Genomic DNA, 17587 nt, shown 5'->3' on the forward strand with positions numbered 1-17587 from the left:
GTCCGATCAGGACGGACCCGCGTGCATTACAGGATGATCCCGCCGCCCAGGCAAACCTCGCCATCGTAAAGCACGGCCGACTGGCCGGGCGTGACAGCCCATTGCGGCTCGGCGAAATCCAGCGCGAAGGTGTCGCCTTCGGCCCGGTCCAAACGACAGGCCGCGTCGGCCTGGCGATAGCGAGTCTTGGCGCCGTAACCGGCGATGGCCGGCGGATGCCCCGCCACCCAACTGGCGTCCTGTGCCTGCAACTGGCCAGACAACAGCCAGGGGTGGTCGTGCCCCTGCACCACGTACAGGATGTTGCGCTCCAGGTCCTTGCGCGCCACGTACCAGGCTTCGGCCGTGCCGTCCTCGCGCTGGCGCCCCTTCACGCCGCCCACGCCCAAGCCCTTGCGCTGGCCCAGCGTGTAGAAAGACAAGCCTTCGTGGCGCCCCACCTTCTGCCCTTCCGGCGTCAGGATCGGACCGGGTTCGGTGGGCAGGTAGCGATTCAGGAATTCGCGGAACGGACGCTCACCGATGAAGCAGATCCCCGTGGAATCCTTCTTGGCGGCGTTGTGCAGGCCGATCTCGTGCGCGATGCGCCGGACTTCGGTCTTGTGGATCTCGCCCAGCGGGAACAGGGTGCGCGACAGCTGCGCCTGGTTCAGCCGGTGCAGGAAGTAGCTCTGGTCCTTGGACGCATCCAGCGCCTTGAGCAACTGGAACTGCGTGCCGCCGCCCTCGGCCGGCACCTCGCGCACCCGCGCGTAGTGGCCGGTGGCGATATGCTCGGCGCCGAGTGCCATCGCGTGGTCCAGGAAGGCCTTGAACTTGATCTCGGCATTGCACAGCACGTCCGGGTTAGGCGTGCGACCGGCGGAATACTCGCGCAGGAACTCCGCGAACACGCGGTCCTTGTATTCGGCAGCGAAGTTGACGAACTCGAAGTCCACGCCAACCAGGTCGGCCACGCTGGCCGCGTCCAGCAGATCCTGGCGGGTCGAACAGTATTCGGAATCGTCGTCGTCTTCCCAGTTCTTCATGAACAGGCCGACGACGTCATAGCCCTGCTGCTTCAGCAGCCACGCGGTGACCGACGAATCGACCCCGCCCGACATGCCGACCACGACACGGTTCTTCTTGGTGGATATTTGACTCATGATGCAATCATTTTAGTTCGGACAGCGCGTCTTCCCGCGGCTGCGGCTCCGCCGCTCGCGACACTTCCATCAGCCAGGCCCGGAAAGCCTGCAAGGTGGGCAGGTTGGCCTTCTGCTCGGGATAGCACAGGTAATAGCCCATGCGCGCGCGGATGGGCAATTGGATGGCGACGGCCAGCTTGCCGTCGCGCAATTCGTCTTCGATCAGGCAACGCGGGATCAGCGCCACGCCGAAGCCGGCGGCGGCCGCCTGGGACAGCAGCGCGTATTGATCAAAGCGGGCCCCTTCCAGGCTGCGCCGCGTGTCACAGCCGGCCTGCTCGAACCAGTCGCGCCAGCCTTCCAGCGCCGACGTATGGTGCAGCAGCGGATACGCCAACAAGGCTTCGGGCGATGGACAGCCGCCCGGGATCAGCCGCGGACTGCAGACGGGCACGATTTCGCGGCCGACGATGTAATCCGAGCCGCTGCCGGGCCACAGGCCTTCGCCGAAGCGCACGGCGGCATCCAGTTCAGGCGTCGAAAAGTCGTAGCCCTGGCGGTGCGGCAGGAACTCCACATGGATGTCCGGACGCAGGCGCATGAAGGCCGTCAGGCGCGGGATCAGCCAGCGTGCGCCGAAGGTCGGCATACAGGTCAGATTCAGCGTGCCGCCCTGGCCCTGGTGCGCGATCAGCTCCACCGTGGCGGCTTCGATCTGGCCCAGGCCCGCCTGGATCTTGGTCAGATAGCTGCGGCCGGCTTCGGTCAGGACCAGGCCTTGCCTGATCCGCAGGAATAGCTCGACGCCGACGAACTCTTCCAGATGTTTCACCTGTTTACTGACCGCGCCCTGCGTCACGCACAATTCCTGGGCCGCACGCGTGAAGCTGCTATGGCGCGCCGCGACCTCGAATGCCTGTAGATCCGTTAATGAGGGACAGAAACGTCGCATGTGTAGCCCCCACGAAGCGTGGGGCTCCTGCCCCAGCGGGGCTTGACCGGGGATGATCCCCGCTGCCTCCGGCCCATTGAAAAGCAACAAGAAAGTTACATAAAAGTAACGTTCCAACGATGCTGGCCCAAGAGAGGCATGAAAAAAAGTCATAGCTTACGGAGAAACTTTCGTTTGCGCAAACCGCCTCGCCAGGAAAGAATCGTTGCGTTTGCGTCTGCCTTTGCGCATCCGCTTTCCATTTATTAGGGGAATCCATGCAACGCCGTAATGTAGTACTGGGCCTGTGTGTCGCTGCCGCGACCCTGGCCATGCCGCTGACCTCGGGCATCGCGCACGCTGAAGACGCGTATCCGAGCAAGCCCATCCGCCTGATCGTCCCCTTCCCGCCCGGCGGCACCACCGACATCGTCGGCCGCCTGTTCGCGGACAAGCTGGGCAAGGAACTGGGCCAGACCGTCGTGGTGGAAAACCGCGGCGGCGCCGGCGGCTCGATCGGCAGCGCCTTCGTCGCCAGCAGCGCGCCGGACGGCTATGTCCTGGGCATCGCCACCGTCAGCACGCACGGCATCAACCCGGCCATCTACCCGAACCTGCCGTTCGATGGTGAGCGCGACTTCACGCCCATCTCGAACCTGGCCGCCGTGCCGAACATCATGACGATCAATCCGAAGGTGCCGGCCAAGAACATCGCCGACTTCATCAAGCTGGCCAAGAGTCAGCCGGGCAAACTGACCTACGCGTCGGCCGGCAACGGTTCGGTCTCGCACATGATGGGCGAGCTGTTCAAGATGGCCTCGGGCACCGATTTGATGCACGTGCCTTACCGTGGCGTGGGCCCGGCGCTGAACGACGCGCTGGCCGGCCAGGTTGACGTCATGTATGACAACCTGCCCTCGACCCTGCCGCACGTGCAGTCCGGCCGCCTGATCGCCATGGCGGTTGCCGCGCCCAAGCGCGTCGCCAGCCTGCCCGACGTGCCCACGTTCGCCGAAGCCGGCCTGCCGGCCGTGAACGACGCGTCCTGGTTCGGCCTGGTCGCCCCGGCCAAGCTGCCGGAACCCATTCTGGCCAAGCTGAACGCAGCGGTGCAGAAGGTCAGCGCCGAAGCCGACGTCAAGACGCGCCTGGAAGCGCTGGGCGCCGAACCGGCCGCCAACAGCTCGGCCGACTTTGCCAAGCAGATCTCGGCGGAAATCGCCAAGAACAAGCGCATCGCCAAAGAAGCCAACGTGAAGATCGACTAAGCGGTCTTCGGCCCCCGGCCGCGCAAGCTCGCGCGGCCGGGGGCCTCCGATTCACGAACGCAATACCCCACTATGCGAATTACCCAACCCCTGTCTTACCGGCTCGACCTTCCGCAGCAATATCCGGATTCGGAAACCTCGGCCCCGCTTGTGCTGGACTCCCCGCACAGCGGCACCGCCTACCCTCCCGATTTCGCGGCCGCGGTGGACTTTGGCGCACTGCGCACTGCCGAGGACACCTGGGTTGACGACCTGTGGGGCGACGCCATGGAAATGGGCGTGCCGATGATCGCCGCCGGCTTTCCGCGCGCCTACATCGACGCCAACCGCGCGCCCGACGAGATCGACGAACTGCTGCTGGACACGGCCTGGCCCGACGCCATCAACGCTTCGCCCAAGGTCAAGCTGGGCAAGGGCCTGATCTGGCGCATGCTGGACGACGGCACCCCGCTCTACAACCGCAAGCTGACGGTCGAAGAAGTCCGGCACCGCATCGACGCCTGCTGGAAGCCCTATCACGCCGCGCTGGGCCAGGTGCTGGACGCCGCCCACAAGAAGTTCGGCAAAGTCTGGCACATCAACTGCCACTCGATGCCCAGCGTCGCCGGCGCCTTTGCCACCGACCGCCCCGGCCTGGTCCACCCCGACTTCGTGCTGGGCGACCGCGACGGCAGCACCAGCGACCCGGCCTTCCGCGAATTCATCGCGGCGTGGCTGCGCGAGCGCGGCTACAACGTGACGGTGAACGATCCCTACAAGGGCGTGGAACTGGTGCGCGCCTTCGGCCGCCCGGAAGAAGACCGCCACAGCTTGCAGATCGAAATCAACCGCAAGCTGTATATGGACGAAGTCACGCTGCGTCCGACGGAAAACTATGGCCGCCTGAAGGCCGATCTGCGCGAGCTCACCGCCGCGCTGATCAACTGGACTCGCGCGCAAACGGCCTGACGCCGGACGTTTGCGAGCAAGTGCCGGCCAGCGGCGTGGTAAGACTGGCCGGAGCAAGTGGGTTGAGAGACCCGAGCCCCATGGTTCGCCATGGGGCTTTTTTTTGAGCGGACGATTACGCCAGCCAAAAGAAGCGATCTCCGCCCCCGCCGGTCCGCAGAAGAATTGCCGGCCCGCCGCCGGGCCGCCCCAAGGCGGGCCAGCCCCCTCGGGTGGCAGCAAACGAGTGAAACGAGAGTCGCGTGGGGGCCTATACTACGGCGAACCTTCGAGGAGAGGCGTCGATGCACATCGGGATACCAAGAGAAACCCGAGACGGGGAAACCCGTGTCGCAGCAACACCAGAAACCGTCAAGAAGTACGTGGGCGGCAAACACACCGTCGTCGTGGAGCGTGGCGCAGGCACTGCCGCCCGCTATCTGGATGACGCCTACGAGGCCGCGGGCGCGACGCTCGGTTCCGCCCAGGATGCCCTGGGCGCCGAATTGGTCATGAAGGTTCGCGCCCCCTCTACCTCCGAATTGCCCCACATGAAGCCCGGCACGGTCGTGGTCGGCATGCTCGATCCGTTCGACGCCGAAGGCCTGGCGCAGATGGCCGGCGCGGGACTGATCGGGTTCGCGCTTGAGGCCGCGCCGCGCATCACGCGCGCCCAAAGCCTGGACGTGTTGTCGTCCCAGGCCAACCTGGCGGGCTACAAGGCCGTGCTGCTGGCCGCGCACCACTACGGCCGCCTGATCCCCATGATGATGACCGCGGCAGGCACCTTGAAAGCCGCGCGTGCCGTCGTGCTGGGCACGGGGGTCGCCGGCTTGCAGGCCATCGCCACGGCCAAGCGCCTGGGCGCGGTGGTCGAAGCATCCGACGTGCGCCCCGCCGCGCGCGAACAGGTGGAATCGCTGGGCGCCAAGTTCATCGACGTGCCGTTCGAGACAGACGAGGAGCGCGAGATCGCCCAAGGCACGGGCGGCTACGCGCGCGCCATGCCGCCCAGCTGGATGGCGCGGCAGGCGGCGCTGGTGTCCGAGCGCTGCAAGCAGGCGGACCTCGTCATCACCACCGCCCTGATCCCCGGCCGTCCCGCCCCCACGCTGGTGTCCGCCGAAACCGTGGCGGCCATGAAGCCCGGCTCGGTGATCGTCGACCTGGCTGTCGAACGCGGCGGCAATTGCCCCCTGTCCGAAAAAGGCCTTGTCGTGGAAAAGCACGGCGTGACGATCATCGGGCTGACCAACCTGCCCGGCCTGGTGGCCACGGATGCATCCGCGCTGTATGCGCGCAACATCCAGGACTTCCTGAAGCTCATCATCAATGCGGACGGCGCGCTGGCGATCCAGCGCGACGATGAAATCGTGGCGGCCTGCCTGGTGTGCGAAGGCGGCAATGTGACGCGGAGGACCTGAACATGGAAGCGATCAACCCCACCCTGATGAACCTCATCATCTTCGTGCTGGCCATCTATGTCGGCTACCACGTCGTGTGGAACGTCACCCCCGCCCTGCACACGCCGCTGATGGCGGTCACCAATGCCATCTCGGCCATCATCATCGTGGGCGCCATGCTGGCGGCCGCATTGACCGAAGGCGGCCTGGCCCGCGGCATGGGCGTGTTCGCCGTGGCGCTGGCCGCGGTGAACGTCTTCGGCGGCTTCCTGGTGACCCGGCGCATGCTTGAGATGTTCAAGAAAAAGGATCGCAAGCCGGGCAAGGAGGAAGCGAAATGATCTCGCTCAACCTCGTCACCCTGCTGTACCTGATCGCCTCGGTCTGCTTCATCCAGGCGCTCAAGGGCCTGTCGCACCCCACCACGTCGCGGCTGGGCAACGCCTTCGGCATGGCTGGCATGGCGATCGCCGTGCTGACCACGGCGGCGCTCATCGTCGGCCTGGCGCGCGAAGGCACCGCCACCATCGGCCTGGGCTGGGTCCTGCTGGGCCTGTTGGTGGGCGGCACGGTCGGCACGCTGATGGCACGCCGCGTCGAAATGACGAAGATGCCGGAGCTGGTCGCCTTCATGCACAGCATGATCGGCCTGGCGGCCGTCGCCATTGCCGTCGCGGTGGTGGCAGAACCGCATGCCTTCGGCATTGTCGCCGCGGGGTCGATGATCCCCACCGGCAACCGCTTCGAGCTGTTCATCGGCACCTTCGTGGGCGCCATCACGTTCTCGGGTTCGGTCATTGCCTTCGGCAAGCTGTCGGGCAAGTACAAGTTCCGGCTGTTCCAGGGTGCGCCGGTCGTATTCCCTGGGCAGCACATGCTGAACCTGGCGCTGGCGCTGGTGATGCTGGGCTGCGGCGTGTGGTTCATGCTGACGCAGGACTGGACGCCCTTCGTCATCATGACGCTGGTCGCCTTCGTGCTGGGCGTGCTGATCATCATCCCGATCGGTGGCGCGGACATGCCGGTCGTGGTGTCCATGCTGAACAGCTACTCCGGCTGGGCGGCGGCCGGCATCGGGTTTTCGCTGAACAATCCGATGCTGATCATCGCCGGCTCGCTGGTGGGGTCTTCAGGGGCGATCCTGTCCTACATCATGTGCAAGGCGATGAACCGGTCGTTCTTCAACGTGATCCTGGGCGGCTTCGGCGGCCAGGCGGGCGGCGGCGCGGATGCCGGCGCCGGCCAGCAGCGCAGCGTCAAATCAGGCAGCGCGGACGATGCCGCCTTCCTGATGACCAACGCCGAAAGCGTGACCATCGTGCCAGGCTACGGCCTGGCGGTGGCGCGCGCGCAGCACGCGCTGAAAGAGCTGGCGACCAAACTCACCGAACGTGGCGTGACGGTCAAGTACGCCATCCATCCGGTCGCCGGCCGCATGCCGGGTCACATGAACGTGCTGCTGGCCGAGGCCGAAGTGCCCTACGACCAGGTCTTCGAAATGGAAGACATCAACAGCGAGTTCGCCCAGACCGATGTGGTGCTGGTGCTGGGCGCGAACGACGTGGTCAACCCGGCCGCCAAGAACGACCCCAAGTCCCCGATCGCCGGCATGCCCATCCTGGAAGCCTATAAGGCGCGCACCGTGATCGTGAACAAGCGTTCGATGGCTTCGGGCTACGCGGGCCTGGACAACGAGCTGTTCTACATGGACCGCACGATGATGGTGTTCGGCGACGCGAAGAAAGTGCTGGAAGACATGGTCAAGGCGGTGGAGTAGCCGCCGGCCCACGAACGCCCCCCTCTGGGCGTTCGTGGGCGTCCCTGCCGCTATGCGGCAACCGCCTTTTGCAACTGTTCGTCGACGACTTCCACCCAATGCCGCACCGGCGTATCGGTGCCGCTTTGCAAATGGCCGATGCAGCCGATGTTGGCCGACAGGATCACATCCGGTCCGCCCGCCGAGATGGCGCCCAGCTTGCGGTCGCGCAGTTCCAGCGCGATCTCCGGATTCAGCACCGAATAAGCGCCCGCCGAGCCGCAGCACAGGTGCTTGTCGGCGAACGGCAACAATTCGAACCCCAGGTCCGCCAGCAGTTGTTCCGACAACGGCCGCAGGCCCTGCCAGTGCTGCAAGGTGCAGGGCGGATGGAAGGCCGCGCGCGTGCCGGCGGGTAAGCGCGCGCGCAACTGGTCGGCGTGCGGCGCCACGATCTCGGCCACATCCTTGACCAGCGCGACGATGTCCGCGGCCTTCTGGGCGTACGCCGGGTCGTGCTTCAGGTGGTGCGCATATTCCTTCACCATCGCGCCGCACCCCGACGCGTTCATGACGATGGCCTCGACACCCCCGTCCTGGACCAGCGGCCACCAGGCGTCAACGTTGGCACGCATCTGCGCCAGCGCCGCATCCTGCGCGTCCAGGTGGAAGCTGACTGCGCCGCAGCAGCCGGCGCCAGGCGCGATGCGCGCACCGATACCCACGGCGTCCAGCACGCGGATGGTGGCCGCGTCGATGGTGGGCATCATGGCAGGCTGCACGCAACCGGCCAGCATCAGCACTTGCCGGGCGTGCCCGGCCACTTCAGGCAGCGCGCCCGCGTCGCGGCGTTCAGGCACCTTGCGCTTGAGGGCGGCGGGCAACAAGCCGCGCACGGCCTGACCCGCCCGCATCGCCGGCGCGAACATCGGCGACAACATGGCCCGGCGCAGGAAATTGCGCTTGGCCTTTTCGGCCCAGGAACGCGGCACGCGTTCGTCGACGATCTTGCGGCCGATATCGATCAGATGGCCGTACTCGACGCCGGACGGGCATGTGGTTTCGCAATTGCGGCAAGTCAGGCAACGGTCCAGGTGCTGTTGCGTGGACTTCGTGGGTTCGGCACCCTCCAGCACTTGCTTGATCAGGTAGATGCGGCCCCGCGGGCTGTCCAGCTCGTCGCCCAGGACCTGATACGTCGGACAGGTGGCCGTGCAAAAACCACAATGCACGCAACGCCTCAGGATGGCGTCGGCCTCTTTGCCCAGGTCGGTATCGCGCGCCCAGGATGCCAGGTTGGTTTGCATGATGCGCTATAGCTCCAGGACCAGGCGGCCCGGGTTGAACAGGCCCGCCGGGTCAAGCTCTTGCTTGAGGCGGCGGGTGATCGATGCGATGCCGGGGGCCAACGGATGGAACACGCCGTCTGCAGGCGGTTTGCCGCCGCCCGCGCGGAACAAGGTGACATGCCCGCCCAGCCGCGCCACGGCATCGCGCAGTTCAGTGGCATCGCGCGCGCCGGACAGCCAGCGTTGCCCGCCGCCCCATTCGATCAACGTCGGGCCCATGCCCAGCACGGCGGCCGTGGGCGGCAAGGCCAGTCGCCATAACGGCTGACCAGGCGTAAAGAAGGCGTGCGTCTGCTCGCGCAATGCGCGCCACCAGAGCGCTGCGGCATCGGGATCCAAGGCATCCCCACCGATCACCTGGCGCGCGCTGGCGATGGCCGGCGGCGCCCCCGACAGGCGCACGTGCATCGCGCCCTCGGCGTGCTCGTCGCCGCCCGTCCAACTGGTGGCCGAGATCGGCAGGGGCTTACCGCGCCACAGCGCGAAGCTGGCCAGCGCTTGGGCCTGGGTGGCGGGCAAGACCAGCGTCAACTCTTCTATCGGCCGCGGCACGACCTTCATCGAAATCTCCAGCAGCGCGCCGAAGATGCCGTGCGAACCGGCCAGCAGGCGCGACACGTCGTACCCCGCCACGTTCTTCATGACTTCTCCGCCGAACGACAGGATGCGTCCCTCCGAATCCAGCAGGCGCGTCCCCAGCACGAAGTCGCGCAAGGCGCCCGCGCTCATGCGCCGTGGACCGGACAGGCCTGCGGCCACACAGCCGCCGACAGTGGCCGAAGCCGCGAAATGCGGCGGCTCGAACGCCAGCATCTGGTCGTTGTCGGCCAGCGCCGCTTCCAGCTCGGCCAGCGGCGTGCCCGCGCGCACCGTCACCACCAGTTCGGACGGGTGGTAGCTGACGATGCCACGATACGGTGTCATGTCCAGCAGACAGTGGCCGTCTTGCGGCCTTACCGGGCGGTAATTGCCATAAAACGCCTTGCTGCCTCCACCCATCACAAACAGCGGCTTGTGACCGGCACGGGCCGTCATGACCTGGTCGCACAATTCCGACAGGACAAAATCCATGGGGGATACGTCCTAGAAACGGGCGAGATCGGGAAAACGCAGCTCGCCCGCATGGACATGCATCTTGCCGTACTCGGCGCAGCGGGCCAGCGTGGGAATGACTTTTTCAGGATTCAGCAGGCACGGCGGGTCGAATGCCCGCTTGACCGCCAGGAACGCGTCGAGTTCTTCGCGAGAGAATTGCACGCACATTTGATTTATCTTCTCCATACCCACACCGTGCTCTCCGGTCACGGTCCCTCCGACTTGCACGCACAGTTCGAGAATGGCCGCGCCGAACTTCTCGGCCCGCTCCACCTCGTCCGGCTTGTTCGAATCGAACAGAATCAGCGGATGCAGATTGCCGTCGCCCGCGTGGAACACGTTGGCGCAACGCAAGCCGAATTCATCTTCCATCTGTTCAATGGCGCCCAGCACGCGCGCCAGATGGCGGCGCGGAATCGTGCCGTCCATGCAGTAGTAATCCGGCGACACGCGACCCGCGGCCGGGAATGCGTTCTTGCGGCCGGCCCAGAACTTGAGCCGTTCGGCCTCGGAGGTGGACACCTGGCAGCGCGTGGCGCCGGCGGCGCGGAACACCGCTTCCATCCGGGCGATTTCGTGCGCGACCTCTTCGGGCGTGCCGTCGGACTCGCACAGCAGGATCGCTTGCGCGTCCATGTCGTAACCGGCGCGCACGAAGGGCTCGACCATGTGCGTGGCGCGGCGGTCCATCATTTCCAGCCCGGCCGGGATCATGCCCGCGGCGATCACTTGCGTGACGGCGTTGCCGGCCGCCTCGACGCTGGAAAAGCTGGCCATCACGACCTGCGCGCATGCCGGCTTGGGAATCAGTTTGACCGTGACTTCGGTAACCACGCCCAGCATGCCTTCCGATCCGATGAAGACCGACAGCAGATCCAGGCCCGGCGCGTCCGGCGCTTCGGAACCCAGTTCGACGACCTCGCCGTCGATCGTGACCACGCGCACCCGCAGCACGTTGTGCACGGTCAGGCCGTACTTCAGGCAATGCACGCCGCCGGAATTCTCAGCGACGTTGCCGCCGATCGAACAGGCGATCTGGCTGGAGGGATCGGGCGCGTAGTACAGCCCGTAAGGCGAGGCCGCTTCCGAAATAGCCAGATTACGCACCCCGGGCTGCACGATCGCCGTGGCGCTGGCCAGATCGATATGCTTGATGCGGTTGAACTTCGACAAGCCAAGCAGCACGCCCTGGCTATGTGGCATGGCGCCGCCCGACAGGCCGGTGCCGGCGCCGCGCGCGACGATGGGCGCATTCAAGCGCTTGCAGATGCGCATGACGGCCTGCACCTGCTCTTCGGTTTCGGGCAGTGCAACAACGGCAGGCAACGCGCGATACAGCGACAGGCCGTCGCACTCGTAGGGACGCGTGTCTTCTTCGCGGAATAATACGCAGTGCGCGGGCAACGCGGCCGACAACGCCTCGATGAGCTGCTGCAACGAATAAGGCGCCTGCACTTGTGCCAGGCCGGTTTCGACCAGTGAATTCATGAGCGCAACAATAGCGCGACCAGTCCCTTAAAACAGGCCGGGATTTACCCGCATCCAATGGACTATCCCCGTTGCGCACACGTAACCAGCGGTAATCCCGACAGTGTTTGTCGTGGAAAAGCCGCAGCCGTTCAGCCCGAGAAATCCAGCAACGCCAGCTTTCTTGAGATGGCCGCGCAGGTGTCGACCAGCGGCTTGATATAGCTGTCGGTGCGATTGGCGCTCATGCGGAACGCCGGAATGCTCAAGCTGGCACACGCGACCGGCGCGCCCTGCTTGTCAGTGATGGCGCAACCGAAGCAGAAGATGTCCTTCTCGTTCTCTTCGCGGTCTTCCGCGTAGCCCTGCCGGCGCACCTGTTCCAGCTCGTGGCGCAAGGCCTGCGGCGTGCGTAGCGTGGCGTCGGTGAACACCTTGAAATCCAGCGCCTGGATCACGGCGTCGCGCTCAGGCAGAGGCAGCAGCGCCAGGTAGGCCTTGCCAACCGAACTGGAATACAGGGTGACACGGCTGCCCAACCGCGAATTCATGCGCACGGCCTTGGGGCTTTCCAGTTTGTCGATATAGGTCATTTCGAACCGGTCGGGCACAGCCAGATGCACAGTCTCCTGCGTCAATGCCCGCAGATCGAACAGGTGGTCTTTGCACAGCTGCCGGATGTCGGAGCTTTCCAGCGCGCGGCTGGCCAGGCTGACCAGCCGCGGCCCCAGTCCGAACGACTGGCCATTGCGTTTGGGCACCAGCATTTGTTCGGCTATCAGCGCCTCGACAATGCGGTAGATCGTCGGGCGCGGATAGCCCAGCCGGGCGCTCAGCTCGTTCACCGTCCAGGCAGTATCGCCACCCAGCGCGATGGCGTCGAGCACGCGCATGAACTTGGAGAAAGAGGCGGTGCCGGCGACGGCCGGCGCTGCAACCGATGCAGTCGGCGCGGCCTCTGCGGCGGCGCGGGGGGGCTTCACGCGGGGGACTTTCATTGACGGTTTCCGTGACAAAGCACGCCGGCGGGCCGGCGCGCGGGTCAGGTTACCATGTAGCCGCCATCCACCGGCATCACCACGCCCGTCATGAACGCCGATGCCGGCGAACACAGGAACATGACCGCCTGCGCCACATCATCCGGCGTGCCCCAGCGCTTGAGCGGCGTGCGTTCCAGGATGCGCGAGGCGCGCGCCGGATCCTTCTGCAAGGCCTCTGTCAGCGGCGTGGCGATCCACCCCGGCGCCACCGCATTGACCCGGATATCTGCATCGGCATAAGCAATGGCAAGCGACTTCGTCAGTTGCGCCACCCCGCCCTTGCTCGCGCTATAAGCCGGCACCAGGCCGCCGCCAAAGAAGCTCAGCATCGACGCCGTGTTCACGATGCACCCCTTGGCGCGCGCCAGCTGCGGCCGCAACGCTTCGCACACGCGCATGGTGCCGGTCAGATTGATGTCCAGCACGCGCTCGAACACCGGCAGCTTGAACTCCTCTTGCCGGAAGATCACCCCGGCGCAATTGACCAGGATGTCCAAGCGTTCCAGCGTGGCGGCAAACGCCCCAACGTCTTCCGCTTGCGTGACGTCCAGCGTCGCCACCTCCACGCCGGCCGGCGGCGCTTCGGCCGATGGCAGCCCCACCGCGATCACGCGCGCGCCCAGTTGCGCCAGCGCTTCGGCCACGCCCCGGCCCAGCCCCTGGGTGCCCCCCGTGACCACCGCGGTCTTTCCCTTGAACAGCCCTGCTTGAAAGCTCATGGCGACTTCCTCAGCGGATGAACTGGTCGACATAGTCCGTCCCCAGTCCCACGCTTTCGTAGTGCTTGCGGCACATGTCCAGCTTGGTGAACACGTCTTCATAGCCCGTGTGGCGGCCTTCGCTGTCGCAGTAGTACATGACGCCGTTGACCTGGAACATCGTGATCATTTCCTCCACGTCTTCCGGGACGTACAAGGTGTGCGTTTCGCCCGGGGGCTCAAAAACGTAGCTGCCTTCGCGGGCGATCCAGTCATGCTCCAGATAACGCCACGATCCCTTGATGACATAGCCATGCACCGCCTGCGGATGGCGGTGGCAGCTCAGCACGCCCGACTTGCGCACACGCAGCAGGTTCATCCAGTAGCCCTGCGACACGTTCAGACAGAGCGGCCGGAACCACACGTTTTCGGCCTGGGGCACCCAGACGCGCTCGTCGTCGGGAATCACTTGCGGCACGACGATGTCGGGCAGCGCTTCCTTGGGGTTGGGGTAACGATAGGGGGTAGGCACAGCGGTCGTTTGGCTCATAGGGCTTACTTGATGCTCAAGGTTTTCAGGACTTGCGCGTAGTCGGCGGTCTCGGCCGCCATCTTCTTTTCGAAGGTATCGCCGTCGGCGTAGACGTAGCCCAGGTTCTGGGCCTTGATCGCCGAGATCAGCTGCGGGTCCTGCCCCACTTTCTCGAAGACTTCCTTCAGCTTGGCCACGGTCGCCGGCGGCATGCCTTTCGGACCGGCGATGCCGCGCCAGGTGCCGTACGTCACGTCCAGGCCCTTCTCCTTGGCCGTGGGCACGTCCGGGAATTCCGGCACGCGTTTGTCACTCATCAGGACCAGCAGGCGCAGCTTGCCGGCACGCACGTACTCGGATGCTTCGGCGGGACTCGTCGCGACCGCGTCCAGCTGTCCGCCCAACAGATTCAACAGGGCGGGCCCGGAACCTGGAAACGGGATGTGCGTGAAGCGGGTATCGGACTTGACCTCGAAGGCGCTCAGCGCCACGTCATAGATGGAGCCCGTACCCGAGGTGCCGACGTTCATCGTGGCCGGCGCCTTCTTGGCCGCGGCCATGAATTCCTCAAGCGTCTTGTAGGGCGAATTGACCGGCACGACGATCGCGGCGGGATCGGCGTTCAGCTGCACCAGCGGCGTGTAATCCTTGTAGGTATGGTCGAACAGGCCCAGCAACGGCAGGATCACGAACTCCGCCGTCACGACGGTCAGCGTGTGGCCGTCGTTCTTGCTGTTTGCCACGTACTTCCAGCCCACCGCGCCGCCCGCGCCGGCCTTGTTCAACACCACCATCCCTTTGGGGAAATACTGTGCCGACACCTTGGCGAAGGTGCGCGCGACGGCGTCGGTGCCGCCCCCCGGCTGGAAGGGCACCACCAGCGTGACCGGCTGGTTCGGATAGTTGTCCGCCTGCGCATGCGCCGGCAGCGCCCCCGTCAGGCCGACCACGATCAGGCCGGCCGCCATCAAACCTTGTCTCTTCAACATCCTTGCCTCCTTGGTTCAGGGCGCGCCTTCTACCGAGGCATCGTCCGTTTTTGGATTTTCCGCAGACGTTTTTCTCAATATCCATAATATGGACATTTGTCTACGAAAAATAAGCGTAAAGGATTTGACGACAGGTGTCACTGGAAATCGAGATGGCCCGCCCCGCTCCAGGCAAAAAAAACCGACGGGCCATGCCGTCGGCTTTTGGGGGAATGCAGGCGGCGCAGCCGCCGCGCGGCGTTTACCAGGACACGATCTTGCCCGGGTTCAGGATGTTGTGCGGATCAAACGCATGCTTCAGGCTGCGCATCAGGTCCAGCGCATCCTCGCCGTGTTCTTCCGCCATGAACTGCATCTTGTGCAGACCCACGCCGTGCTCGCCCGTGCAGGTGCCATCCGCAGCGATCGCACGGCGCACCAAGTTGTGGTTGATCGCTTCGGACTCTTCCCATTCCTTCGGATTCTCCGCGTCCAACAGCATCAGCACATGGAAATTGCCGTCGCCGACGTGGCCGACGATGGTGTACGGAAAACTTGCGCGGTCCAGTTCCTCGACCGTGTCGCGCACGCAGTCGGCCAGGCGCGAGATCGGCACGCAAACGTCGGTGGTGCTGGCGCGGCAGCCGGGCCGCAATTGCAGGCCGGCGAAGTAGGCGTTGTGGCGGGCGGTCCAGAGACGGCTGCGGTCTTCGGGACGCTCGGCCCATTCGAAGTCCATGCCGCCGTGCTCGGCCGTGATGGCCTGCACCGTTTCGGCCTGCTCCTGGACGCCGGCCGGGCTGCCGTGGAACTCAAACACCAGCAACGGCGTTTCACGCAAGGTCAGCTTGCTGTACTGGTTGACCGAACGCACGCTGGCAGCGTCCATGAACTCGACGCGCGCGATTGGCACGCCCATCTGGATGATCTCGATCACGCTCTGGACCGCATCGTCCAGGGTGGGGAAATTGCAGACTGCGGCGGACACGGCCTCGGGTTGCGGATACAGGCGCACCGTTACTTCCGTGATGATGCCAAGCGTGCCTTCGCTGCCGATGAAAATGCGCGTCAGGTCGTAGCCCGCCGACGATTTGCGCGCGCGACCCGCCGTGCGAATGATGCGGCCGTCGGCCGTCACGACCGTCAGCGACATGACGTTTTCGCGCATGGTGCCATAGCGCACGGCGTTGGTGCCCGATGCGCGCGTGGCGGCCATGCCGCCCAGGCTGGCGTCGGCGCCCGGGTCGATCGGGAAGAACAGTCCGGTGCTGCGGATTTCCTCGTTCAGCTGCTTGCGCAGCACGCCGGCCTGCACCGTGGCCGTCAGGTCTTCGGCGTTGATCGCCAGCACCTTGTTCATTTGCGACAGGTCCAGGCTGATGCCGCCCTGGATCGCCAGGACGTGGCCTTCGAGCGAGGAGCCCGCGCCGTAGGGAATCAGCGGGACATGATGCGTGTTGCACAGCTTGGCGATCTCGGCCACTTCTTCGGTGGTGTGCGCGAAGACGACGGCGTCGGGCAACATGGGCGGATACGGCGATTCGTCGCGCCCATGGTGTTCGCGCACGGCGGAAGACTCGGACAGGCGGTCGCCGAAGCGCGCGCGCAAGGCATCCAGACAGGCGGCCGGCACCGGGCGGCGCAACGTTTCAGCGTGCAGGGGAGCATTCATGATCAGCGTGTTCTCGGGGTTCGGTAACCGAATATTCTACGCCGCCGCGCGTGCTGCGCCGCACACCGCCCCAGGCAGGCGATGCGCGGCGCGCGCACGGGCGTTATTTGCCGGAGGTCAGCGCGACCCGGCGGCGCTCGCGCACCGCGTGCGCCAGGCGTTCCAGCACAGCCACCGACGCGTCCCAATCGATGCAGCCGTCGGTGATGCTCTGACCGTAGACCAGCGGCTTGCCCGGCACCATGTCCTGGCGTCCGCCCAGCAGGTGGCTTTCCACCATCACGCCAACCAGGCGCGCGTCGCCCGCTTCCATCTGGCGTGCCACGTCATCGATCACCCGCGGCTGGTTTTCAGGGTCCTTGCTGCTGTTGGCATGGCTGGCGTCCACCATGATGCGTTGCGCCAGGCCGGCCTTGGACACGTCCTGGCAGGCGGCGTCGACGCTGGCGGCGTCATAGTTCGGTGTTTTGCCGCCGCGCAGGATGACGTGGCAGTCTTCGTTGCCGGCCGTAGACACGATCGCCGAATGCCCGCCCTTGGTCACCGACAGGAAATGGTGCGGCTGCGATGCGGCCTTGATGGCGTCGACCGCGATCTTCACGTTGCCGTCCGTGCCATTCTTGAATCCCACCGGACACGACAGGCCCGACGCCAATTCGCGATGCACCTGGCTTTCCGTCGTCCGAGCCCCGATCGCCCCCCAGGAGACCAGATCCGCGATGTACTGTGGCGTAATCATGTCCAGGAACTCGCAACCCGCCGGCAGCCCCAGGCTGTTGATGTCCAGCAGCAGTTCGCGGGCCACGCGCACGCCCTTGTTGATGTCGAAGCTGCCGTCCAGGTCCGGATCGTTGATCAGCCCCTTCCAGCCCACCGTCGTGCGCGGCTTTTCGAAGTACACGCGCATCACGATTTCCAGGTCGGCGCTCAAGCGGTCACGCACCGGCTTCAGGCGCTTGGCATATTCGATGGCGGCACGCGTGTCATGGATTGAACACGGCCCGATCACGACGATCATGCGGTCGTCCATGCCGTGCAGGATGCGGTGCATGCCCTGGCGGGCGGCGAATACGGTGTCGGACGCCTCCTTCGTGCACGCGAACTCGCGCATCACATGCGCGGGCGGGTTCAATTCCTTGATTTCTCGGATACGAAGGTCGTCGGTATTGTGTGACACGGTACTGCTCCTGGGTTGCCCGCCAACGGGGTCCATCCCGATCGGTTTTCCCGATCCTGGCGGCACAAAAAAAGCCGCCAGTTCGCTGGCGGCTTTTTTGGGGGGGATTCTTTCCAAACTTCAGATTGAGCGCATCCCTTCCTCCGCCAGCGGCTTCAGAAAACCATAAAAATAAAA

General features: G+C 65.3%; 16 protein-coding genes. 5 read left to right on the forward strand and 11 right to left on the reverse strand.

The genetic code is table 11. The annotated features are described in order from the left end of the window. Window positions 1-26: 26 nt before the first annotated feature. Both mnmA and HG262_RS05045 read right to left on the reverse strand, forming a co-directional pair. Window positions 27-1145 carry a tRNA 2-thiouridine(34) synthase MnmA gene (gene mnmA / locus HG262_RS05040; RefSeq protein WP_169270011.1) on the reverse strand — a complete coding sequence of 373 codons (1119 nt, stop codon included), beginning with the start codon at window positions 1143-1145 and terminating at the stop codon, window positions 27-29. 7 nt (window positions 1146-1152) lie between these two features. Next, window positions 1153-2079, reverse strand: coding sequence for a LysR substrate-binding domain-containing protein (locus HG262_RS05045; RefSeq protein WP_035213183.1), 927 nt, complete (start codon window positions 2077-2079; stop codon window positions 1153-1155). 257 nt (window positions 2080-2336) lie between these two features. Between HG262_RS05045 and HG262_RS05050 the strand changes: the two genes are divergently transcribed. The 5 genes from HG262_RS05050 (at window position 2337) to HG262_RS05070 (ending at window position 7433) form a co-directional block, all read left to right on the forward strand. Further along, entirely contained in the window at window positions 2337-3326 is a 990-nt protein-coding gene (locus HG262_RS05050) for a tripartite tricarboxylate transporter substrate binding protein (RefSeq protein WP_169270012.1), read from the forward strand. Window positions 3327-3398: 72 nt separating this feature from the next. Further along, the gene (locus HG262_RS05055) at window positions 3399-4274 is read left to right on the forward strand and encodes an N-formylglutamate amidohydrolase (RefSeq protein WP_169270013.1); all 876 of its coding nucleotides are present in this window, start codon (window positions 3399-3401) and stop codon (window positions 4272-4274) included. A gap of 284 nt (window positions 4275-4558) precedes the next feature. Then, a complete protein-coding gene (locus HG262_RS05060; protein ID WP_169270014.1) occupies window positions 4559-5677 on the forward strand; it encodes a Re/Si-specific NAD(P)(+) transhydrogenase subunit alpha in 1119 nt (372 codons plus the stop codon). A gap of 2 nt (window positions 5678-5679) precedes the next feature. Next, window positions 5680-5997, forward strand: a complete 318-nt coding sequence (locus HG262_RS05065) for an NAD(P) transhydrogenase subunit alpha (RefSeq protein WP_006224972.1) — start codon at window positions 5680-5682, stop codon at window positions 5995-5997. Further along, window positions 5994-7433, forward strand: a complete 1440-nt coding sequence (locus HG262_RS05070) for an NAD(P)(+) transhydrogenase (Re/Si-specific) subunit beta (protein WP_169270015.1) — start codon at window positions 5994-5996, stop codon at window positions 7431-7433. Before HG262_RS05065 ends, HG262_RS05070 begins: the two co-directional genes overlap by 4 nt. Window positions 7434-7483: 50 nt before the next feature. On the opposite strand, the gene glcF is transcribed toward HG262_RS05070, so the two are convergent. From glcF to aroG, 9 genes are all read right to left on the reverse strand, one after another. Beyond that, window positions 7484-8719 (reverse strand): glycolate oxidase subunit GlcF, encoded by a 1236-nt coding sequence (glcF, locus tag HG262_RS05075; RefSeq protein WP_169270016.1) that lies wholly within the window; start codon window positions 8717-8719, stop codon window positions 7484-7486. 6 nt (window positions 8720-8725) lie between these two features. Continuing rightward, the gene (gene glcE, locus HG262_RS05080) at window positions 8726-9832 is read right to left on the reverse strand and encodes a glycolate oxidase subunit GlcE (protein ID WP_169270017.1); all 1107 of its coding nucleotides are present in this window, start codon (window positions 9830-9832) and stop codon (window positions 8726-8728) included. Window positions 9833-9844: 12 nt separating this feature from the next. Beyond that, entirely contained in the window at window positions 9845-11344 is a 1500-nt protein-coding gene (locus HG262_RS05085; RefSeq protein WP_169270018.1) for an FAD-linked oxidase C-terminal domain-containing protein, read from the reverse strand. A gap of 131 nt (window positions 11345-11475) precedes the next feature. Continuing rightward, entirely contained in the window at window positions 11476-12321 is an 846-nt protein-coding gene (locus HG262_RS05090) for an IclR family transcriptional regulator (protein WP_211186968.1), read from the reverse strand. A gap of 44 nt (window positions 12322-12365) precedes the next feature. Continuing rightward, the gene (locus HG262_RS05095) at window positions 12366-13082 is read right to left on the reverse strand and encodes an SDR family oxidoreductase (RefSeq protein WP_169270019.1); all 717 of its coding nucleotides are present in this window, start codon (window positions 13080-13082) and stop codon (window positions 12366-12368) included. Between the two features lie 10 nt (window positions 13083-13092). Further along, window positions 13093-13611, reverse strand: a complete 519-nt coding sequence (locus HG262_RS05100; RefSeq protein WP_169270020.1) for a 2,4'-dihydroxyacetophenone dioxygenase family protein — start codon at window positions 13609-13611, stop codon at window positions 13093-13095. Between the two features lie 5 nt (window positions 13612-13616). Then, on the reverse strand, window positions 13617-14582 hold the full coding sequence (locus HG262_RS05105) for a tripartite tricarboxylate transporter substrate binding protein (RefSeq protein ID WP_169270021.1): 966 nt from the start codon (window positions 14580-14582) through the stop codon (window positions 13617-13619). Window positions 14583-14823: 241 nt separating this feature from the next. Next, window positions 14824-16233, reverse strand: a complete 1410-nt coding sequence (locus HG262_RS05110) for an FAD-linked oxidase C-terminal domain-containing protein (protein ID WP_169270022.1) — start codon at window positions 16231-16233, stop codon at window positions 14824-14826. Between the two features lie 103 nt (window positions 16234-16336). Continuing rightward, complete coding sequence (gene aroG, locus HG262_RS05115; protein ID WP_006224982.1) at window positions 16337-17410, reverse strand: 3-deoxy-7-phosphoheptulonate synthase AroG; 1074 nt, start codon at window positions 17408-17410, stop codon at window positions 16337-16339. Between the last annotated feature and the right edge of the window lie 177 nt (window positions 17411-17587).

Source organism: Achromobacter sp. Bel, from assembly GCF_012928505.1.
Lineage (GTDB): Bacteria > Pseudomonadota > Gammaproteobacteria > Burkholderiales > Burkholderiaceae_B > Achromobacter.